The organism is Mycobacterium sp. GA-0227b, assembly GCF_001499855.1.
In the GTDB taxonomy this organism is placed as follows: Bacteria; Actinomycetota; Actinomycetes; order Mycobacteriales; family Mycobacteriaceae; genus Mycobacterium.
This window is the reverse complement of record NZ_LQIK01000008.1, coordinates 85,731-104,142: the sequence shown is the minus strand read 5'-3', so window position 1 is coordinate 104,142 and position 18,412 is coordinate 85,731. Positions and strand designations below refer to the sequence as shown.

The following is an 18,412-nucleotide window of genomic DNA, read 5'->3' as shown; positions in this document are numbered from 1 at the left end:
GTGCTCGGAGTCATCGGCGGGAGCGGTTTCTACAGCTTCTTCGGACCCGACGCGCGCAGCGTCAACCTCGACACCCCGTACGGCGTGCCGAGCGCCCCGATCACCGTGGGCACCGTCGGCGAACACGAAGTGGCGTTCCTGCCGCGGCACGGCGTCAACCACGAATTCTCCCCGCACACGGTGCCGTACCGCGCCAACATGTGGGCGCTGCGCACACTCGGCGTGCGACGCATCTTCGGACCGTGCGCGGTGGGCAGCCTCACACCCGAGCTCGGGCCGGGCGCCATGGTGGTGCCCGACCAACTCGTCGACCGCACCAGCGGCCGCGCCGACACCTACTTCGATTCGGGCGGCATCCACGTCGCCTTCGCAGACCCGTACTGCCCGACGTTGCGCGCGACGGCCGCCGACCTGCCCGGCGTCGTCGACGGCGGCACCATGGTGGTGGTGCAGGGGCCGCGGTTCTCCACCCGCGCCGAGAGCCGGTGGTTCGCGAACCAGGGCTTCACCCTGGTCAACATGACCGGCTATCCCGAGGCGGCGCTGGCGCGTGAGCTCGAGATGTGTTATGCCGCAATAGCGTTGGTGACCGATCTGGACGCCGGCATCGAGGCCGGCGCCGGCGTGCGGACGGTCGACGTGTTCGCCGAATTCGAACGCAACATGGTGCCGTTCAAGAAACTCGTGCACGAGGCGATAGAAAGCACAGCCCAGGTCAATTCCTGTACGCACTGCCTGGCGCATGAGGGCGTCCGACTGCCGTTCGAACTCCCGTGAGAGTCCTGCTGACCGGCGCGGCCGGTTTCATCGGCGCCCGGGTCGACGCGGCGCTGCGCGAGTGCGGCCACGACGTGATCGCCGTCGACGCCATGCTGCCCGCCGCCCACGGGTCCGGCGCCGAGGCGCCCGCCGACTGCCGGGTGCTCGACATTCGCGACGCGTCCGCGCTGGCGCCGCTGATGAAGGGCGTCGACGTGGTGTGCCATCAGGCGGCGGTGGTCGGAGCGGGCGTGAACGCCGCCGACGCGCCGTCGTACGCCAGTCACAACGACTACGCCACCTCGGTGCTGCTGGCCGAGATGTTCGCGGCGGGCTGTCAGCGGCTGGTGCTGGCGTCGTCGATGGTCGTCTACGGCCAGGGCCGCTATGACTGCCCGGAACACGGGCCGGTCGACCCGCACCCGCGCACCCGGGCCGACCTCGACGCCGGCGTGTTCGAGCACCGGTGCCCGCAGTGCGGGGCGCTGGTCCAGTGGCGGCTGGTGGGCGAGGACGCGCCGCTGCGGCCCCGCAGCCTCTACGCGGCCAGCAAGACGGCCCAGGAGCACTACGCGCTGGCGTGGGCCGAGGCGGTCGGCGGTGCCGTCACCGCCCTGCGGTACCACAACGTCTACGGCCCTTACATGCCGCGCGACACCCCGTATTCGGGAGTGGCGGCGATCTTCCGGTCGGAACTCGAATCAGGTGACGTACCGCGGGTTTTCGAGGATGGCGGGCAGATGCGCGACTTCGTCCACGTCGACGACGTTGCAGCGGCCAACGTGGTGGCCGTGGAATCCCGGCTGGAGGGGTTCGGCGCGTTCAACATCTGTTCGGGTCGGCCGATCTCGATCCTGGAGGTGGCCACCGAGCTGTGCGAAACACGCGGTGACGCGCCGCCGGTGGTCACCGGGCAGTACCGCAGCGGCGACGTCCGCCATATCGTCGCGGACCCCGCCAAAGCGGCTCGGCTGCTCGGCTTCCACGCGGCGGTGGACCCACGCGACGGGCTGCGCGAGTTCGCGTTCGCGCCGTTGCGGGCCTGATGCGCCGGACGGTCGGCATACTCGTTATCGTCACGCTCGTGGCGGCGGGTCTGATCGGTCTCCTGTGGTCCCAGCAGCGGCGGTTGATCTACTTCCCGTCGCCGGGTCCGCTGCCGCCCGCCGCCACGATGTTGCCCAACGGGCAGGACGTCGTGATCGAGACCGACGACGAAATCCGATTGGCGGGTTGGTTTTTCCCGGTCAAGGGCAACGCTCCCGCCGTGCTGGTGTTCAACGGCAACGCGGGCGACCGGTCGATGCGCGTGCCGCTGGCCTCGGCGCTGAACCGGATGGGCTGCTCGGTGCTGTTGTTCGACTACCGCGGCTACGGCGGTAATGCGGGCCGCCCGTCGGAGGAGGGCCTGGCCGCCGATGCGCGGGCCGCGCAGACCTGGCTGGCCGCACAGCCGGGCGTCGAGAAGATCGTCTATTTCGGCGAATCCCTCGGCGCCGCAGTTACTGTCGGGCTCGCCGTGGAACGGCCGCCGCACTCGCTGGTGCTGCGCTCACCGTTCACCTCGCTGCCCGATGTCGGCGCGGTGCACTATCCGTGGCTGCCGGTGCGTTGGCTGCTGACCGACCGCTACCCATCGATCGACCGCATCGCGTCGGTCCGGGTACCGCTGTTGGTGATCGCGGGGGCTCGCGACGACATCGTGCCCGAGTCGATGAGCCGCCGGCTGTACGACGCCGCCAACGAGCCGAAGCGTTACGTGCTGGTGCCGGGCGCCGGACACAACGACCCGGAGCTGCTCGTCGGCGGCCAGATGCTCGACGAGATCCGGAGGTTTCTCTCGGATACAGGTTTGACTTAGTGATACTGGTGGCGTGAAGCCCGCCATCTGCGAACAGTTCGGTATCGACTTTCCGCTCTTCGCCTTCAGCCACTGTCGTGACGTCGTAGCCGCGGTGACCAACGCCGGCGGTTTCGGCGTGCTGGGCGCGACCGCCTACACCCCCGAGCTGCTGGACCAGGAACTGTCGTGGATCGACGACCACGTCGGCGGCAAGCCGTACGGCCTCGACATCATCGTGCCCGCGAAGTTCGAGGGCAAGGGGGAGAAGCTGTCGACTGGCGACCTCGCCGCCCGCATCCCGGACGAGTACCGCGGCTTCATCGCCGAACTGCTGGCGGCCCACGACATCGAGCCGGAGGCGTCGCCGCGCACCGGTCCGCCCATCCTGTCCGGCAACACCGGCAAGGATCTGCTCGACGTGGCGATGAGCCATCCGATCAAGCTGATCGCCAACGCGCTCGGTGTTCCGCCGGACTACATGATCGAAGCGGGCAAGGAGAACGGCATCCCGGTCGCGGCGCTGGTGGGGGCCAAGGAGCACGCGGTGAAACAGGTGCACGCCGGCGTCGACCTGATCGTGGCGCAGGGCACCGAAGCCGGTGGGCACTGCGGCGAGGTGACGACGCTGGTGTTGATCCCCGAAGTCATCGAGGCTGTGGCGGCTGTCGGGTCCAAGGTTCCGGTGCTCGCCGCGGGCGGGATCGTCACGGGCAGGCAGATGGCGGCGGCGGTGGCGATGGGCGCCGACGGGGCATGGACCGGATCGGTGTGGCTCACCACCGAAGAGGCCGAGACCGCGCCGTACACCAAGCAGAAGTTCCTGGCCGCGACGTCGCGCGATACCGTCCGTTCGGCGGGCAGGACGGGAAAGCCTGCGCGCCAACTCGTTTCGGATTGGACGCAAGCGTGGCTGCCGAGCGACGGCGGTCAGCGGCCGTTGCCGTTGCCGTTGCAGTCAATGCTGTCCGAGCCGGTCATCCGCCGGATCGACGTGCTCGCCTCGCAGGGCCATCCGGGTGCCCAGGCGTTGGCGACGTATTTCGTCGGCCAGGGCGTGGGGCTGATGAACAAGGTCAAACCCGCTCGCGAAGTCGTGCGGGAGTTCATCGAGGACTACGTCGCCGCGACCGAACGCCTGAGCAACTCGCTGCCCGATTAAATCACTCGTCGGCGAAGGTGATCCGTACCGAGATCGGATCGCTCTCCATCGCGCGCATCGTCAACGCGGTGGCCGACTGGCTGAGCTTGCCCGCTCCGCCGAAGCTGCGGGCCCGTGCGCGGACATCGTCCTCGGGCTCGAACGTTGCGGTGCCGGTGCGCCATTCGTCGTTGATGCGCACGCGCACCTTCGGGTTCGCGGCGATGTTGTGGGCCCAGCCGGCGCGGCGGCCGTGCTGAGAGATCACCCAGACGCCGGCGTCGTCGGCGCGGCCGGCCAACGGCACGCGGCGGGGTTCGCCGGTCCTGCGGCCGATCGTCTCCAGATCGACCACCAGCGACGACCGGATGCCCACGCGGTCGAGCGCCGCGACCACCGGATTCATCAGGACCCGGCCGAGTTGCCGTTCCAGCTTGAACTTCCGAACCGCCCTGTCGGCACTTCTCGTCGCCATTGCAACCTCCTACTCGGTCTCGAGTTACCGACGTTAATTGAGTGATCACTCAAAAACAAGCCTGGACTCGCGAGAGAGATGGCGTGCTAGTCCGGCGCCAGCGGCAATCGCACCTCGAACCGAGCGCCGGTGCGCAGGTTGCGCGCCGACAGCGTGCCGCGATGCGCCTGCACCAGGCCCGCGGCGATCGCCAGACCCAATCCCGAGCCGCTGGGCAGCGACGAGTCCGCCCGTGGCACGCGGTCGTTCGAGCCGCGGTACGCGACGTCGAACACCCGGGGCAGGTCCGCCTCGTCGATACCGACACCGGTGTCGTCGACGCGCGCCCACGCGCCGTTCTCGTCGGACCCCAGCGCCAGCAACACTCGGCCCCCCGCCGGCGTGTGCGCGATCGCGTTGGCCACCAGGTTGGACAACACCCGCACCAGTGCGCGGTCGCTGCCCAGCACCCGCACGGGCGTCGCGGGGAGGTCGACTGTCAACGCCACACCTGCGCGCTCGGCGGCGATGCGGTGGGCGGTCAGCACATCGTCGACGACCTCGTCGAGCGCAACCTTGTCGAACACGGGCTGGACGGCACCCGCGTTGATCTTCGACATCTCGAACAGGTCGTCCACCATCTCCGACAGTCGGACCGACTCGTGCTCAATGGTTTTCGCGTGCACCCGCACTTCGGCGTCGGGTACCACACCGTCGGCGATCGCCTCGGACACCGCCCGTATCCCGGCCAGCGGGGTGCGCAGATCGTGGCTGACGAACGCAACCAGCCTGCGACGCGACTGTTCGGCGGCCCGTTCGGACTCGCGGATCTCCTGCTCCCACACGGTGCGGCGGGCCTGATAGCGCGCCAGCATCACCGCGGCGGGGATCGTCACCACCGAGACGATCACCAAGACGATCGCGGTCTGCTCGAAGGTCTCGGTGATCATGAAGCCGCTGGCGCCGAGCACGCCGGTGAACGTCGCCAGCACGGGGATGAGCACCAGCGCCACCATGCTCACCGCCAGCGACCAGGACCGGGCCAGGCGGATGACCAGCGCGCCGGCAAGCACCACGGGGACCGAGCACGCCAACGCCAACCCGATGATCTCCCACAGGTCGGTCGGCACTAGGCGCTCTGCCCTTCCGGTGAGCGCGCTTCACTGCTCCACAGATAGCCGCGGCCCCAGACCGTCTGCACCCGATGGTGTTCACCGAGCTTGGAACGCAACCGCTTGACGTGCACCGTCACAGTCGACAGATCGCCGAAATCCCAGTGCCACACCCGCTTCAACAGCTCTTCGCGGCTGAACACCACGTCGGTGTGGGTGAGGAAGAACAGCAGCAGGTCGAACTCCCGGTTGGTCAGCGACACCGGCGCACCCTCGACGGTCACCGTGCGCGCGGCCGTCGACACCGTCAGACCGCCGACGCTGACGTTCAGCGGAAGCCTTGCCGTGGGCGCGGGTGCGCGCCGCAGCACCGAACGCACTCGCAACGCCAGTTCGCGCGGGCTGAACGGTTTGGTGAGGTAGTCATCGGCGCCGGCCTCCAGGCCCGCGATCCTGTCGTCCTCTTCGCCGAGCGCGGTCAACAGAATCACCGGGACCGTGTAGCCGCCGCGCTGGCGCAGGTTGCGGCAAAGAGTCAGCCCGTCCGGGCCAGGCATCATCACGTCGAGCACGGCGACGTCGATGCGCTGGGAACCGAGTAACCGCAGCGCCTCCGTCCCGTCGTGGGCGATCGCCACGTCGAGCCCGTCGCGTTCGAGATAGCGACGCACGACGTCGCGCACGACGGTGTCGTCGTCGGCGATCAATACGCGCGTCACACTTCCCGAGAGTAGCCCGATGCGGCCACGACCTGCGCCGATGTCACGGATTCGTCATCAATCGGCTGGTTGGGGTAGTGGGGTGGTGGTTAGCCTCGACACCATGCCCGACTGTCCGGTGACCGTGGTGCTGCCGTGCCTCGACGAGGCGGAATCACTGCCCGGCGTGCTCGCGGCGATGCCGGCCGGATACCGGCCGCTGGTGGTCGACAACAACAGCACCGATGCAACCGCGCAGGTGGCGCTGCGGCACGGCGCCGAAGTGGTCGCCGAGACGCGCCCCGGTTACGGCGCTGCGGTGCATGCCGGGGTGGTGGCGGCGACGACGCCGATCGTGGCCGTCCTCGACGCCGACGGCTCACTGGACCCCGGTGACCTGCCGGCACTGGTCGACGAGCTCGACCGCGGCGCGGACATGGCGATCGGTCGGCGCCGACCGGTGCCCGGCGTGAAGTGGCCGTGGCACGCCCGGCTCGGCACCGCGGCGGTGTGCTGGCGGCTGCGCCGGCGCCACGGCCTGGCGGTGCACGACATCGCGCCGATGCGCGTCACCCGCCGCGATGCGCTGCTCGAACTCGGGGTCACCGACCGCCGCTCCGGGTATCCGCTCGAGCTGCTCGTTCGGGCCGCGGCCGCGGGTTGGCGCGTCGTCGAGCGCGACGTCGACTACGGCGCCCGCACCGGCGGCAAGTCGAAGGTCAGCGGGTCGGTTCGCGGCAGCGTGGTGGCGGCGCTGGACTTCTGGCGGGTGATCTCGTGACCGTGCTCCCGGTGACCGTGCTGGTCGTGGCCAAGGCGCCGGTACCCGGTTTGGCGAAGACCCGCCTCGCGGCCTCGATCGGTGCCACCGCCGCCGCGGACATCGCCGCCGCCGCGCTGCTCGACACGCTCGACGCCGTGGCTGCCGCGCCTGTCGAGCGCAGGGTCGTCGCAATGACCGGCGACCTGAACCGCGCTAGCCGCGGAGACGAAATACGCTGCCGCCTCGCCGATTTCACCGTGCTGGCCCAACGTGGCGCCGACTTCGCCGAGCGATTGGCAAACGCGCACGCCGACGCGTCCACCGGTATCCCGGTCCTGCAGATCGGAATGGACACCCCGCAGGTGAGCGCTGATCTGCTCGCCGACTGCGGCCGGGGCCTGATCGACACCGACGCGGTGCTCGGACTCGCCGAGGACGGCGGATGGTGGGTGCTGGGCGTCTCGCGGCCGTCCATGGCGGACTGCCTGCGAACAGTGCCGATGTCGCGGCCCGACACCGGCGCGATGACCCTCGCGGCGTTGCGCAGCGACGGGGTCGACGTCGCCATGGTCGACGTGCTCGCGGACTTCGACACCCTCGACGACATCGACGTCGTGCGGCGAAAGTGCCTGCCGCAGAGCCGGTTCGCTCATGCGGCCAAGGCGGTGCGGGCCTGATGCTGGGACACCTCTACGACCGCGCCCTCGACGGCGAGCGCTGTTGGATCCGCCACGATGACGGTGAGGTGCGAAACCTGCCCGTGCACAACTGGATCGGCGGTGTGCACGCCGACGGCAGGTTCGACCGGGCCGTCGTCGACCTGTGCGAAGGGCCGACGATCGACCTCGGCTGTGGCCCCGGCCGGTTGGTGATCGAGCTGATCCGACGCGGTGTCCCCGCACTGGGTGTCGACCAGTCCGCGACCGCCGTCGGCCTGGCCCGCCGCAACGGTGCTCCGGTGTTGCGCCGGGACGTGTTCGGGCAGCTGCCTGCGACCGGTCGGTGGCAGACCGTGTTGCTGGCCGACGGCAACGTGGGTCTCGGTGGTGATCCGCTGCGGGTGCTGCGCAGGGCGGCGGAGTTGCTGCGTCGTGGCGGTCGCTGCATCGCCGAGTTCGAGGCGCTGACAAACGGTATCCGCACCGGCTGGGTTCGGCTGGAGTCCTCGCGCACGGTCGGCCCCTGGTTCCAGTGGGCCTCGGTCGGCATCGACTGCGCCGCCGAGATCGCCGAGAACGCCGGGCTGGCGTTGACCAGGGTCCATCCGATCGGCAACCGGGTGGTCGCGAGCCTGACGCTGTCCTAGCGTCTGCCCGCCGGCCGGATGGCGTAGACGGCCGTCACCAATTCGTCAGGATGAAGTGGTTGAGCAGCAGGGCGCCCACCACGTTGACCGCCAGCCACCAACGGTGTGTCCGGTGCGGCAGCAGCGCGCCCGCAGCGGTCAGCCAGATTGTGAACGGCAACCAGATGCGTTCCGTCTCGGCCTTGCTCAGCATCGACAGGTCGGCGAACACGATCGCCAGCAGCGCCCCCGCGAGGATCATGTGCAGGCCGGATCGACGTCGAATCGCGGCGATGTCGAACGCCTTGCCGATCCCGGCCACGCTGCCCAGGCCGATCGCAGACACCACGGAGGCCAGATTCGCCCACCCCCAGTACTGGAACGGGCGGTCGTTGGCGATGCCCTGCCAATACCGTTCCTGCACCAGGTGATAACCGTCGAACCACCAGAAGCCCAGGATCGCGAAAATTCCCACCACCACGAGGACAACGACGATCGCCGGCACCGCCGCGCGCAGCGAGGCCCGCCAGTCCGGCGCGCACAGCAGCACCGCGAGTGCCGGCAACACCATCAGACCCAGCCCGTAATTGAGAAAAATGCCCCAGCCCAGCAGCAGACCGGCGCCCGCGGACGCCAGCACCGGCCACCGGGGCGTGCGCGCGACGGCCAGCGCCAGCAGCGCGATACCCCACGCCGCCACGCCCGCGAAGTAGCCGTCGGCCGACACCGCGATCCAGATCGCCGTCGGCGCCACGGCGACGAACGGCGCCGCCCACCGGGCGGTCTTCTCCTCGGCCAGCGCGCGCACCGCCACCACGATTGCCGCGGCCGCGCTGGAGCCGACCAGTAGGCACAGCAGACCCGCCCATGCGCCGCCGCCCAACCCGATTCGGTCCAGCCAGACGAACGTCAGCAGCGCGCCCGGCGGATGTCCCGATACGTGGGTTATCCACGAATCCGGTTGATAGTCAAGGATTCTGTCGGCGAAGGTGCGCAGCGCGTGCGGGATGTCGGTGACGGTGGGTACCTGTCGCAGGTACTCGTGCCGGGCGGTGAGCCGGCCGGCGAAGCCGCGCTGCCAGCCGTCGACCATCGCCAGCGAGAACGCCCACGCGCACGCCGTGAGCCAGGTGATCCACGGAACCGCGCGCCACGGCAGCCGCTGCGCGAGCGACGGCCCCCACAGCACCGCCGCCGCGCCGATCAGAATCGCCGGAAGCGTGCCCCACCCGACGTGTGCGTCCCACCACCCGAAGATCGGCGCGGTGTCGGCGTAGTCGTGGAGGCGCTTGGGCGTCGCGTTGATCAGCGGGGTGACGATGCCCAGATGCAGGTGCGGTACGACGAACGCCGCGACGACCAGCGCCACGCCGACGGCGACGGCCACCGCCTCCCTGCGCCCTGTCCGCATTCCGCCACCCTAATGACTGGTGATTTCGGTGTAGTTGGTTGCGCTCACCGCGACCGTCTACACCCGAATCGCCGGGGCGTCAGTACAGGCGGCCGCGGGTGTTCTCCTCGCTGTAGTACTCGTCGAGTTCGGCCTGACTCCAGTCGTACCGAATCGCCTTGAGCAGCTGCGCAACGCTCGGCAGCGCCGACGGATTCCAGGTCGTCGGATCCCATGCGTCCGAACGCAGAAACGCTTTGGCGCAGTGGAAGAACACCTCTTCGATCGCAACCTCCAGGGCCAGGATCGGTCGTTTTCCTTTCACGGCCAACGCATCGAAATAGTCCGCGTCGGAGAGGATTCTGCCCGTGCCGTTGATCCGAAGCGTGTCGCCGCGGCCCGGAATCAGGAACAGCGTGCCGACATGCGGGTTCTGCAGGACGTTGAGGTAGCCGTCGACACGTTTGTTGCCCGGCCGCTCGGGAATCGCGATCGTGGTGTCGTCGATGACGTGGACGAATCCGGGGGGATCACCCTTCGGCGACACGTCGACGCGGCCGCGGGCATCCGTCGTCGCGACGAAACCCAACGGCGAGTGCGCAAGCCAGTCACGCTGGACCGGTGACAGCCGGTCCTTCACCTTGTTGGCGACATAGCGGTCCGGCTGCCCGACGATCGCTCGCAACTGCTCGACGGTGCTGACTTCACGGCGCATCGCTTCATAATGCTCGATGATGCTCGCCCACCATCGGATCGGGTTAGCTCCCCGGATCGCCGGGTAGCCGATCCGCGGAGGTGAGAGTGATGGCCCATCATGTCGACGTCGACCCCGCACTCTGGGAGGAGTTCCACCGGGTGGTGAACATGACCTCGCGGGAACTGATGGACTGGTTGCGCACACGGTCGGCCGGCGAGGACTCCGAGGAGATGCCGGACCAGGCCGGCACGCAGACCGGCCGCGCGGTGCTGGAGGTGTTGCAGAAGCGGCGCGGTGACCTGACCGACGAGGATGAACGCGTGATGCGCAAGGTGGTCGACCGCATCCACGCCGAACGCCGTGACGATCTCGAGCCCACGGCGGGACAGGAGAACTGGCGGCACCGGCTGATGACTATCGGCCACGATCCGCTCAAGCCCGCGCCGTGACCGCCTAGTCCGGGACGGAGTACCGGGCCGCAAGCGCCCGGCGGTCGATCTTGCCGATGCCGCGCCGCGGCAACTCGTCGACGACGTGAACCTCGCGGGGCGCCGCCGTGACGTCCAGCGTCAACCCGACGCGCCCGCGGAGTTCGGCAAGCGTGGGCGCGTCGCAGCCGGGCGCGAGCACCACGGCCACGGCCACCCGCTGGCCCAACCGCTCGTCGGGCACCCCGAACACTGCGCATTCGGCGACCGCCGGATGCCCGCCCACCGCGGTCTCGACTACCTGCGGGATGACGGTCAGCCCGCCGCTGCTGATCGCGTCGTCCGCACGGCCGAGCACGGTCAGCCGTCCCGAGGCATCAAGGGCGCCAACGTCATCGGTGCGAAACCAGCCCGCTTCAGCGAACGGGTCGGGAGCCACCGGGTTGCGGTAGCCCTTCGCGACCGTCGCCCCGCCCAGAACGATCCGGCCAGGGTCTGATGTCGCCGACCGCGCGGCTCCGTCGACGATCCGGACCCGTACCCCGTTCAGCGGCACGCCGTCGTACACGCACCCGCCGGCGGTTTCACTCATGCCGTACGTCCGCACCACCGAAATACCTGCTGCTACGGCCTTTTCAGCGAGTGGGGCGGGCATCGGTCCGCCACCGACCAGTACGGCGTCCAGGCTCGCCAAGGCGGCCGCCGCCGCCGTATCCTGCAGCGCTTTGTCGAGTTGCACGGCCACCAGTGAGGCATAGCGCCGCCCGGGTCCGAACGCCGCTATTGCCGAAACCAGTTCATCCGCAGCAAAACTCGGCGAGATTGCTACCGGGGTGGTGCCAGCGACCACGCTACGCACCAGCACCTGCAATCCGGCGACGTGATGCGCCGACAGCGCGAGCAGCCATTGACCCGGCCCGCCGAGCCGATGGTGTGTGGCCTCCGCGCTGGCGGTCAACGCCGCGGCGGTCAGCATCGCCCCCTTGGGCGTTCCGGTCGTGCCGGATGTCGAGACCACGACGGCGACGTCGTCGTCTATCTCGGCGCCGGCACGCAATGACGTTGACAGCAGCGATGATTCGCGTTCGTTGTCGGCGGGCAACGGCAGGATGCTGGCGCGTCCGGCGAGCATCTCCTGCACCGTGGGCAGGAGCGACAGGGCCGCGGTACCCGAGCCGACCGCGACGGGGGTCAGGACGGTTATGGGTCGTCCTCCGGATCGCGCGGGTCGTCGAGTGGCCAGCCCCGCACCGCCAGTCGCTGGCGCACCCGCTCGACATCCTCCGGTGTGGGCAGCGCGTCGATGATCGACGTGATCAGCACGCCGATGTCGGCGTCGTCGAACTCGCCCGTCCGCTTCAACTCCATCGCAACGGTCCGCACCTCGTCGTCGGTGAGCCGTCGCCGCAGCAGCGAGAACAGCGGCACCCGGTCCGGCCCGGGCACCCCCTCGGGGTAACCCGCTGTGATCCACGCGACAATTCTGGCCAGAAACTTCGTCACTGTGCCCTCCCGCGTGTCGCATCGGGTTTACCCGCTGCCGATTGGATGATGCTAGTGCGAGCCCGAACAAGTCGAGTCCGACGCCGTCGGCTAACACCCGACCGCCATCGGGTTAACAATCGATGAACAGATTGCCCAGGACGGCGAATTCCCTGCTCGACACGCCCCTCGAAAGTGGCCATGAATTAGGCGAAAGGGCCGCCGTGGCCGCAGAATTAGCGCCGTGAGCACCGAGCTGATCGTCCTCGTGCTGTTGATCGCGACCGCATTGGCATTCGACTTCACCAACGGCTTCCACGACACCGGCAATGCGATGGCGACGTCGATTGCCACCGGTGCTCTCAAGCCCAAGACCGCTGTCCTGTTGGCCGGTGTCCTCAACCTCGTCGGCGCGTTCCTCTCGGTGGAGGTCGCGGTCACGGTGACCACGTCGGTGCTCAACGTGCAGGACGGCACGAGCGGCGCTCTGCTGCCGTCGATCGATGCCTCGACGGGTTTGACGATCATTTTCGCCGGGCTGATCGGCGGGATCCTGTGGAACCTGCTGACATGGTTGTTCGGCATCCCGTCGAGTTCGTCGCACGCGCTGTTCGGCGGGCTGATCGGTGCGGGCCTCGCCGCGCTCGGCACCGCGGGCGTCAACTGGAGCGGCATCACGCAGAAGGTGCTGATCCCCGCGGTCGCCGCGCCGGTCATCGCCTGCCTGGTGGCCGCGTGTGGCACCTGGCTGGTGTACCGGATCACCCGCAAGGTGGCGGTGAGTCGCCGTCGCGAAGGCTTCCGCTGGGGTCAGATCGCGACCGCGTCGCTGGTCGCCCTGTCGCACGGCACCAACGACGCGCAGAAGACGATGGGCGTCATCGCGCTCGCGCTCATCACCACCGGCCACCTCAGCGGCGACGTCAAGGAGAACGGCCTGCCGTTCTGGGTCATCTTCAGCTGTGCGGTCGCGATCGGCCTGGGCACCTATCTCGGCGGTTGGCGCGTCATCCGCACTTTGGGCAAGGGGCTTGTGGAGATCGACTCCCCGCAAGGCTTCGCCGCCGAAGCATCCTCGGCCGCAATCATTCTCAGCTCCAGCGCCGCCGGCATGGCGCTGTCGACCACCCACGTCGCCACCGGATCGATCCTCGGCAGCGGCGTCGGCAAGCCGGGCGCTGACGTCCGGTGGGCGGTGGCCGGCCGGATGGCCACCGCGTGGCTGATCACGCTGCCTGCCGCGGGATTCGTTGGCGCGCTTTCGTTCTGGCTTTCGCACGGTGTGAAGACGCTGACCGGGTCCGGCCTCGCCGGTGACAGCCTGATCTTCCTCGCGCTCGTGGGGCTCTCGTTCTACATGTGGTGGCGGGCCCAGCAGCAAAAGGTGGACCACAACAACGTCAACGCCGACTGGGACGACGCCACCAACTCCGTCGTGCCCGCCGAACTGCGCGAGACGCAGATCAAGACTGCGGCGACGGTGTAGCGGAGGAACTCGATGACTTATCTGGAAAGCATCCTCAAGGTGCTGGTGGTGGGGCTGGTGCTGGGGGCGGGCCTGCCCGCGCTGTTCGCGACGGGACTGGTGGCCTTCTCCAGCGGATCGGGTGACGAGGCCGCCGACGGCACCGTGACCGCACCCAACCCGGGCCGGAAATACCTTGGCGTGGCGCTGTTCGTGTTCGTGGGGTGGGTGATCGTCACCGCGGTGCTGTGGATCACCCGGTCCACCATCATCCACCACACCGGTATCGACCTGTTCCCCTTCATGCCCGAGAGATGAACGGCGACACCATGGCAGAGAACCTCAACGTGTTGGACAACGTGCTTTCGTGGCTGCGTCGCGGCTACCCGGACGGTGTGCCGCCCAAGGATTACTTCCCCCTACTCGCCCTGCTGAAGCGGTCGCTCACCGAAGACGAGGTCGTCAGCGCCGCGCAGACCGTGCTCAGGGGCGCCACAGCCGACACCGTGACCGAAGGCGAGATCCGCGACGCGATCCACCGAGTCACCGCCCAGGAACCGAATCCTGAAGAGATGCACCAGGTTGCGTCGCGGTTGGCGTCGGTCGGCTGGCCGTTGGCCGCCCCGTCGCGCTGAGACCCTACTGCCGGGAGTCGCGACGCAGCGGGTGGGTCTCGGGCACCTGCACGAAGATCAGCAGGACACCGTCGGGATCGCTGACATGCATCTCGTGCAGTCCCCACGGTTCCTGGCGAGCCTCCCGCGTGATCGGCACGCCCCGACCCAAGAGCTCCTTCTCGGTGGCGTAGACGTCGCGGACCTGCAACCACATCGTGCCGCCCGCGCGCGGTCCGCCGTGGCCGGCGAGTTCGATCAGCGACTGCCCGGCGTAGAACACGGTGCCCGCACCGTAGTCGCGGGCGATCGCCAAGCCCAGCTCGTCGCGGTAGAACGCCAGCGACCGCTGATAGTCCGCCGGCCGAATCAGCATCCGGCTGGCCAGAATCTCCATGGCATCGTGTCTATCACGCCGGGTCAGCCGATCCGCCGCCCGACACCTTCCCAGTACGGTTCGCGCAGCGCCCGCTTGAGCACCTTTCCGCTCGGGGTGCGGGGCAGGTCCTCGGCGAACGACACCGACTTGGGCAGCTTGAACCCGGCGAGTCGGTCGCGCGTATAGGCGATCAGCTCGGACTCGGTGGGGCCGCCGCCCGAGGCGGGGACGACGATCGCTTTGACCGCCTCACCCCAAGTCGGGTCGGGAACGCCGATCACGGCGGCGTCAACGACCGCAGGATGGGTCATCAGCACGTTCTCGACCTCGGCGGGATACACGTTCTCGCCACCCGAGACGATCATGTCCTTGACGCGGTCATGCAGGAACACATAACCCTCGCCGTCGAGGTAGCCGGCGTCACCGGTCTTGAGCCAGCCGTCGTCGGTGAGCGTGGCGGCCGTCGCGGCCGGGTTGTTCCAGTAGCCGCGCATGTTCTGCCGCGAGCGGGTCCACAGCTCACCGACGGTGCCGACGGGCACGTCGCGGCCTTCGGGGTCGACAATGCGCACCTGAACCCACGGGAACGGCTTGCCGCACGACCGCAGCAGTTCGGGATCGTGGCGGTCGAGTTGGGTGATGGAGCCGGTGGTTTCGGTCTGCCCGTACACCTGCAGCAGGTCACAGTCGAACCGCTCGAGCGCCTTGAGCAGAACGTCGTCGGTGATCGGTGATGCCCCGTAGACGATCGCGCGCAGGCTGGTGAAATCCGTCCTCTCGACACCAGGGGTCTCGAGCAGCCGCTGGATCACGACCGGCACCAGCAGCATATTCGTAACACCGTGTCGGCCAACGGCTTCGAGGATAGCCGGCGGGTCGACGTCGCGCAGCACGACGGTGCGCGCCCCCTCACACAAACCGACCAGGGCCCAGCCCGAACCCGCCATGTGGAACATCGGCATCACGGCGAGGCTCACACTGTCGGCGTCGAAGCGCCACTTCTCGGCGATACCGGTGGCCTTACAGAAGTAGTTGTCGTTGGTCAGCATCACGCCCTTCGGCGCGCCGGTCGTTCCCGACGTGTACATCAGGAACGCGACGTCGTCGGGTTGCGTTGTGACGCAAGGGTCTTCTGTGGGATGCTCGGCGAGCCAGGCGTCGAACCGCGGCCACCGAGGGTGTTCACCAACGGCGACGACGGCGGCCGCCAGCCGGTTTTCGATCGCCTCGACATGGCCGAAGAACTCGGTGCCCACGACCACCACGCGGGCATCGGCGTCGTCGATGATGTGGGCCATCTCGGCAGGCGCCAGCCGCCAGTTGACCGGTACGACGATCGCGCCGAGTTTCGACAGGGCGCAGACGACTTCGAAGAACTCGATACCGTTCTTCTCGATGAACGCGACGCGGTCGCCGAACCCGACACCCGCCGCGCGGAACGCCTGCGCCGCCCGGTTGGACCGTTCGTCGAGGTCGGCGAACGTCAGGGTTCGGTCACCGGCGACCAACGCGACCGCGTCGGGGCGTTCGGCGCCGTAGACACGCGCGATGTCGGCGACGGTCGCGACGTCGGGGTGTGGCATCTCAGGAGTTCGGTTGGACGCGTTGCCGTTTCATCACCATGTCGACGAAACCCGGCGCGAGGCTGTTCACGGCCTGGGCGGTGACGGCCATCCGCGGCGCGATGCGCACGGGTCGGGTGCGCGCGGCGGTGATCATCCAGTCGGCGGCCTCGGAAGCGGTCAATCCGGCGACTCCGTCGTAGGCCCGGGTGGGGGCGATCATCGGCGTGCGCACCAGCGGGTAGAACAACGTCGTCGAATGGACTCCGTCGCCGCTCCACTCCGTCTCGATGACGCGGCTCACCGCCGTCAGCGCCGCCTTGGACGCGTTGTACACCGCGAACAACGGCGACGACTCGGACAGCACACCCCACGTCGACACGTTGATGATGTGGCCGTTGCGCCGCTCGCGCATCCCGGGCGCCAGCCCGCGGATCAGCCGCAGCGGGGAGTAGTAGTTCAGCGCCATGGTGCGCTCGACGTCGTGCCAGCGCTCCAGCGAGTCGGCGAGCGGCCGGCGAATCGAGCGCCCCGCGTTGTTGATCAGGATGTCCACCCCGCCGAGTTCCTCGGTGACCCTGGCGACGAGCTCATCGACCGCGTCGAGGTTCGAGAGATCACAGGCATGCGCCCAGGCGTCGCCGCCGTTGTCGGTGATCCGGTCGACCAGCGCGTCGAGCAACTCCTGGCGGCGCGCCGCCACCACCACGGTGGCGCCGCGGCGGGCGAACTTCTCCGCGGCGGCCTCGCCGATGCCCGACGACGCGCCGGTGAGCAGGATGCGCTTGCCTCGCAGGTCGACGACTTCGCGGCCGGGCTGGAACTGCAGCAGTTCGGGGACGATCGGCGGGCGCATGGTGGTCAGCAGCAGCTGGTCGGCCAGCCGGCGCAGCGGGTTCTTACTCACGACCCGCGAGTCTAAAGGGTGATTTCGGTGTCCGAACGATCGCGTCGCGACTGTTTGAGCACCGAAATCGCAGCTAGAAGTAGCGCGGGAACGCGCTCCAGTCGGGGTCGCGCTTCTCCAGGAACGCGTCGCGGCCCTCGACCGCCTCGTCGGTCATGTAGGCCAACCGCGTCGCCTCCCCGGCGAACAACTGCTGGCCCACCAGTCCATCGTCGGTGAGGTTGAACGCGTACTTCAGCATCCGGATCGCTTGCGGCGACTTGCCATTGATCGCCGCCGCCCATTCCAGCCCGACGTTCTCCAGCTCGGCATGGTCGACGACCTCGTTGACCGCGCCCATCGCGTGCATCTGCTCAGCGGTATACGGCCTACCGAGGAAGAAGATCTCGCGGGCGAACTTCTGGCCGACCTGCTTGGCCAGATACGCGCTGCCGTACCCGCCGTCGAAGCTGCCGACGTCGGCGTCGGTCTGCTTGAACCGGGCGTGTTCGCGGCTGGCCAGCGTCAGGTCGCAGGTCACGTGCAGGCTGTGCCCGCCGCCGGCGGCCCAGCCGTTGACCAGGCAGATCACCGGTTTGGGCATGAACCGGATCAGCCGCTGCACTTCGAGGATGTGCAGCCGTCCAGCGCGCGCCGGATCGACCGTCTCGGCGGTGTCGCCCGACGCGTACTGGTAGCCGCTGCGGCCGCGGATGCGTTGGTCGCCGCCGGAGCAGAACGCCCAGCCGCCGTCCTTCGGCGACGGCCCGTTGCCGGTCAACAGGATGACGCCGACGTCCGACGACATCCGCGCGTGGTCGAGCACGCGGTACAGCTCGTCGACGGTGTGCGGGCGAAACGCGTTGCGCACCTCCGGCCGGTCGAACGCGACACGCACCGTGGGCTGCTTCACGCCGTCGACGACGTGGCGGTGGTACGTGATGTCGGTCAACCCGAAGCCGTCGACGGGTTGCCACAGGGTCGGATCGAATGGGTTGGCGCTCACTGGATTACCTTATCCATGCGGAACACGGGACACCGACCGGCGAGTGCCTCGAACTCGTCGGGGTCAGGCCCGGTGACCAGTCCGGCGTTCTTGATGAAGTCGACGCCGGTGGGCACCTTGACCGGGAATTCCCGCAGCAGCGGTCGCGCCTCCTCGACGGGCATCTCCACCATCCGCACCCGTTCGCTGCGGCGGCCGATGTGCAACGTGGCCTCGCCGGCCGCCCTGACGTTGGCGGCCCAGTCGGAGCCGGGCACTCCGCCGACCACGTAACGGTGTCCGTCGACGACCATCGGCGTGACCGGGGTCATCCGCCGCTTGCCGGTTTTCCGGCCTGGAACGGACAGTACGACGGGCCCCTTCTCGCCGAGAATGCCCAGCTTCTGCAGGCCGATCATCACCTTGTTGACGTACTTCAGCCACCACGGCAACCGAATGTCGGACATAGCCG

The 18,412-nt window shown here is 68.7% G+C and carries 23 protein-coding genes; 11 read left to right on the top strand and 12 right to left on the bottom strand.

Features of this window, described 5'->3' with window-relative positions; translation table 11 throughout:
- From AU185_RS09100 to AU185_RS09085, 4 genes are read left to right on the top strand one after another with little or no spacing between them, the layout of a single operon-like run.
- Complete coding sequence (locus tag AU185_RS09100; RefSeq protein WP_059099496.1) at nucleotides 1-777, top strand: S-methyl-5'-thioadenosine phosphorylase; 777 nt, start codon at nucleotides 1-3, stop codon at nucleotides 775-777.
- Nucleotides 774-1,805 carry an NAD-dependent epimerase/dehydratase family protein gene (locus tag AU185_RS09095; RefSeq protein WP_059099495.1) on the top strand — a complete coding sequence of 344 codons (1,032 nt, stop codon included), beginning with the start codon at nucleotides 774-776 and terminating at the stop codon, nucleotides 1,803-1,805. The genes AU185_RS09100 and AU185_RS09095 overlap by 4 nt, the downstream gene beginning before the upstream one ends.
- Entirely contained in the window at nucleotides 1,805-2,620 is an 816-nt protein-coding gene (locus AU185_RS09090; protein WP_059099494.1) for an alpha/beta hydrolase, read from the top strand. The genes AU185_RS09095 and AU185_RS09090 overlap by 1 nt, the downstream gene beginning before the upstream one ends.
- A gap of 13 nt (nucleotides 2,621-2,633) precedes the next feature.
- Nucleotides 2,634-3,761, top strand: coding sequence for an NAD(P)H-dependent flavin oxidoreductase (locus AU185_RS09085; protein WP_059099493.1), 1,128 nt, complete (start codon nucleotides 2,634-2,636; stop codon nucleotides 3,759-3,761).
- A gap of 1 nt (nucleotide 3,762) precedes the next feature.
- Here the strand turns inward: AU185_RS09085 and AU185_RS09080 are convergent, their stop codons facing one another.
- The 3 genes from AU185_RS09080 to AU185_RS09070 all read right to left on the bottom strand — a co-directional run bounded on the left by AU185_RS09080 (nucleotide 3,763) and on the right by AU185_RS09070 (nucleotide 6,025).
- Nucleotides 3,763-4,215, bottom strand: coding sequence for a nitroreductase/quinone reductase family protein (locus AU185_RS09080; protein WP_059099492.1), 453 nt, complete (start codon nucleotides 4,213-4,215; stop codon nucleotides 3,763-3,765).
- Nucleotides 4,216-4,301: 86 nt separating this feature from the next.
- Nucleotides 4,302-5,324 carry a sensor histidine kinase gene (locus AU185_RS09075; protein WP_059099491.1) on the bottom strand — a complete coding sequence of 341 codons (1,023 nt, stop codon included), beginning with the start codon at nucleotides 5,322-5,324 and terminating at the stop codon, nucleotides 4,302-4,304.
- Complete coding sequence (locus AU185_RS09070; RefSeq protein ID WP_059099490.1) at nucleotides 5,324-6,025, bottom strand: response regulator transcription factor; 702 nt, start codon at nucleotides 6,023-6,025, stop codon at nucleotides 5,324-5,326. Before AU185_RS09070 ends, AU185_RS09075 begins: the two co-directional genes overlap by 1 nt.
- Nucleotides 6,026-6,128: 103 nt before the next feature.
- Between AU185_RS09070 and AU185_RS09065 the strand changes: the two genes are divergently transcribed.
- The 3 genes from AU185_RS09065 to AU185_RS09055 are packed head-to-tail and all read left to right on the top strand — an operon-like array spanning nucleotide 6,129 to nucleotide 8,073.
- Nucleotides 6,129-6,785 carry a glycosyltransferase family 2 protein gene (locus AU185_RS09065; protein ID WP_059099489.1) on the top strand — a complete coding sequence of 219 codons (657 nt, stop codon included), beginning with the start codon at nucleotides 6,129-6,131 and terminating at the stop codon, nucleotides 6,783-6,785.
- Between the two features lie 2 nt (nucleotides 6,786-6,787).
- Nucleotides 6,788-7,444, top strand: a complete 657-nt coding sequence (locus AU185_RS09060) for a DUF2064 domain-containing protein (RefSeq protein ID WP_156425453.1) — start codon at nucleotides 6,788-6,790, stop codon at nucleotides 7,442-7,444.
- Nucleotides 7,444-8,073 carry a methyltransferase domain-containing protein gene (locus AU185_RS09055; protein WP_059099487.1) on the top strand — a complete coding sequence of 210 codons (630 nt, stop codon included), beginning with the start codon at nucleotides 7,444-7,446 and terminating at the stop codon, nucleotides 8,071-8,073. Before AU185_RS09060 ends, AU185_RS09055 begins: the two co-directional genes overlap by 1 nt.
- A 34-nt stretch (nucleotides 8,074-8,107) precedes the next feature.
- Here AU185_RS09055 and AU185_RS09050 read toward each other — a convergent pair whose 3' ends face one another.
- The gene (locus tag AU185_RS09050; protein ID WP_059099486.1) at nucleotides 8,108-9,463 is read right to left on the bottom strand and encodes a hypothetical protein; all 1,356 of its coding nucleotides are present in this window, start codon (nucleotides 9,461-9,463) and stop codon (nucleotides 8,108-8,110) included.
- 79 nt (nucleotides 9,464-9,542) lie between these two features.
- Complete coding sequence (locus tag AU185_RS09045; protein WP_059099485.1) at nucleotides 9,543-10,157, bottom strand: pyridoxamine 5'-phosphate oxidase family protein; 615 nt, start codon at nucleotides 10,155-10,157, stop codon at nucleotides 9,543-9,545.
- An 89-nt stretch (nucleotides 10,158-10,246) separates the two neighbouring features.
- Between AU185_RS09045 and AU185_RS09040 the strand changes: the two genes are divergently transcribed.
- Nucleotides 10,247-10,588, top strand: a complete 342-nt coding sequence (locus AU185_RS09040) for a DUF3140 domain-containing protein (protein WP_059099484.1) — start codon at nucleotides 10,247-10,249, stop codon at nucleotides 10,586-10,588.
- A 4-nt stretch (nucleotides 10,589-10,592) separates the two neighbouring features.
- On the opposite strand, the gene menE is transcribed toward AU185_RS09040, so the two are convergent.
- Together menE and AU185_RS25570 are read right to left on the bottom strand one after the other, a co-directional pair.
- Nucleotides 10,593-11,726: an o-succinylbenzoate--CoA ligase gene (gene menE / locus AU185_RS09035; RefSeq protein ID WP_286143049.1), complete on the bottom strand. Its 1,134-nt coding sequence runs from the start codon at nucleotides 11,724-11,726 to the stop codon at nucleotides 10,593-10,595.
- A 41-nt stretch (nucleotides 11,727-11,767) separates the two neighbouring features.
- The gene (locus AU185_RS25570; RefSeq protein WP_059099483.1) at nucleotides 11,768-12,070 is read right to left on the bottom strand and encodes a DUF3349 domain-containing protein; all 303 of its coding nucleotides are present in this window, start codon (nucleotides 12,068-12,070) and stop codon (nucleotides 11,768-11,770) included.
- A 223-nt stretch (nucleotides 12,071-12,293) separates the two neighbouring features.
- Here AU185_RS25570 and AU185_RS09025 point away from each other — a divergent pair, with 223 nt between their 5' ends.
- The 3 genes from AU185_RS09025 to AU185_RS09015 are packed head-to-tail and all read left to right on the top strand — an operon-like array spanning nucleotide 12,294 to nucleotide 14,149.
- Nucleotides 12,294-13,535 carry an inorganic phosphate transporter gene (locus AU185_RS09025; RefSeq protein ID WP_059099482.1) on the top strand — a complete coding sequence of 414 codons (1,242 nt, stop codon included), beginning with the start codon at nucleotides 12,294-12,296 and terminating at the stop codon, nucleotides 13,533-13,535.
- A gap of 12 nt (nucleotides 13,536-13,547) precedes the next feature.
- Nucleotides 13,548-13,832 (top strand): hypothetical protein, encoded by a 285-nt coding sequence (locus tag AU185_RS09020; RefSeq protein ID WP_059099481.1) that lies wholly within the window; start codon nucleotides 13,548-13,550, stop codon nucleotides 13,830-13,832.
- An 11-nt stretch (nucleotides 13,833-13,843) separates the two neighbouring features.
- Nucleotides 13,844-14,149: a DUF3349 domain-containing protein gene (locus tag AU185_RS09015; protein WP_059099510.1), complete on the top strand. Its 306-nt coding sequence runs from the start codon at nucleotides 13,844-13,846 to the stop codon at nucleotides 14,147-14,149.
- A gap of 4 nt (nucleotides 14,150-14,153) precedes the next feature.
- Here the strand turns inward: AU185_RS09015 and AU185_RS09010 are convergent, their stop codons facing one another.
- The 5 genes from AU185_RS09010 to AU185_RS08990 all read right to left on the bottom strand — a co-directional run bounded on the left by AU185_RS09010 (nucleotide 14,154) and on the right by AU185_RS08990 (nucleotide 18,407).
- The gene (locus AU185_RS09010; protein ID WP_059099480.1) at nucleotides 14,154-14,525 is read right to left on the bottom strand and encodes a VOC family protein; all 372 of its coding nucleotides are present in this window, start codon (nucleotides 14,523-14,525) and stop codon (nucleotides 14,154-14,156) included.
- A 23-nt stretch (nucleotides 14,526-14,548) separates the two neighbouring features.
- Nucleotides 14,549-16,090 (bottom strand): long-chain-fatty-acid--CoA ligase, encoded by a 1,542-nt coding sequence (locus AU185_RS09005; protein ID WP_059099479.1) that lies wholly within the window; start codon nucleotides 16,088-16,090, stop codon nucleotides 14,549-14,551.
- A gap of 1 nt (nucleotide 16,091) precedes the next feature.
- Nucleotides 16,092-16,976, bottom strand: coding sequence for an SDR family oxidoreductase (locus tag AU185_RS09000; RefSeq protein WP_059099478.1), 885 nt, complete (start codon nucleotides 16,974-16,976; stop codon nucleotides 16,092-16,094).
- Between the two features lie 73 nt (nucleotides 16,977-17,049).
- Nucleotides 17,050-17,961: a 1,4-dihydroxy-2-naphthoyl-CoA synthase gene (locus AU185_RS08995; protein ID WP_059099477.1), complete on the bottom strand. Its 912-nt coding sequence runs from the start codon at nucleotides 17,959-17,961 to the stop codon at nucleotides 17,050-17,052.
- A complete protein-coding gene (locus AU185_RS08990) occupies nucleotides 17,958-18,407 on the bottom strand; it encodes a nitroreductase/quinone reductase family protein (RefSeq protein WP_059099476.1) in 450 nt (149 codons plus the stop codon). Before AU185_RS08990 ends, AU185_RS08995 begins: the two co-directional genes overlap by 4 nt.
- Nucleotides 18,408-18,412: the final 5 nt, after the last annotated feature.

Excerpts from the sequence above, each read along its gene's own strand:
- AU185_RS09090 (WP_059099494.1), top strand. The coding sequence starts at position 1,805 with ATGCGCCGGACGGTCGGCATACTCGTTATCGTCACGCTCGTGGCGGCG.
- AU185_RS09080 (WP_059099492.1), bottom strand. The coding sequence starts at position 4,215 with ATGGCGACGAGAAGTGCCGACAGGGCGGTTCGGAAGTTCAAGCTGGAA.
- AU185_RS09065 (WP_059099489.1), top strand. The coding sequence starts at position 6,129 with ATGCCCGACTGTCCGGTGACCGTGGTGCTGCCGTGCCTCGACGAGGCG.
- AU185_RS09055 (WP_059099487.1), top strand. The coding sequence starts at position 7,444 with ATGCTGGGACACCTCTACGACCGCGCCCTCGACGGCGAGCGCTGTTGG.
- AU185_RS09050 (WP_059099486.1), bottom strand. The coding sequence starts at position 9,463 with ATGCGGACAGGGCGCAGGGAGGCGGTGGCCGTCGCCGTCGGCGTGGCG.
- AU185_RS09045 (WP_059099485.1), bottom strand. The coding sequence starts at position 10,157 with ATGCGCCGTGAAGTCAGCACCGTCGAGCAGTTGCGAGCGATCGTCGGG.
- AU185_RS09040 (WP_059099484.1), top strand. The coding sequence starts at position 10,247 with ATGGCCCATCATGTCGACGTCGACCCCGCACTCTGGGAGGAGTTCCAC.
- AU185_RS09020 (WP_059099481.1), top strand. The coding sequence starts at position 13,548 with ATGACTTATCTGGAAAGCATCCTCAAGGTGCTGGTGGTGGGGCTGGTG.
- AU185_RS09015 (WP_059099510.1), top strand. The coding sequence starts at position 13,844 with ATGGCAGAGAACCTCAACGTGTTGGACAACGTGCTTTCGTGGCTGCGT.
- AU185_RS09010 (WP_059099480.1), bottom strand. The coding sequence starts at position 14,525 with ATGGAGATTCTGGCCAGCCGGATGCTGATTCGGCCGGCGGACTATCAG.
- AU185_RS09005 (WP_059099479.1), bottom strand. The coding sequence starts at position 16,090 with ATGCCACACCCCGACGTCGCGACCGTCGCCGACATCGCGCGTGTCTAC.
- AU185_RS08990 (WP_059099476.1), bottom strand. The coding sequence starts at position 18,407 with ATGTCCGACATTCGGTTGCCGTGGTGGCTGAAGTACGTCAACAAGGTG.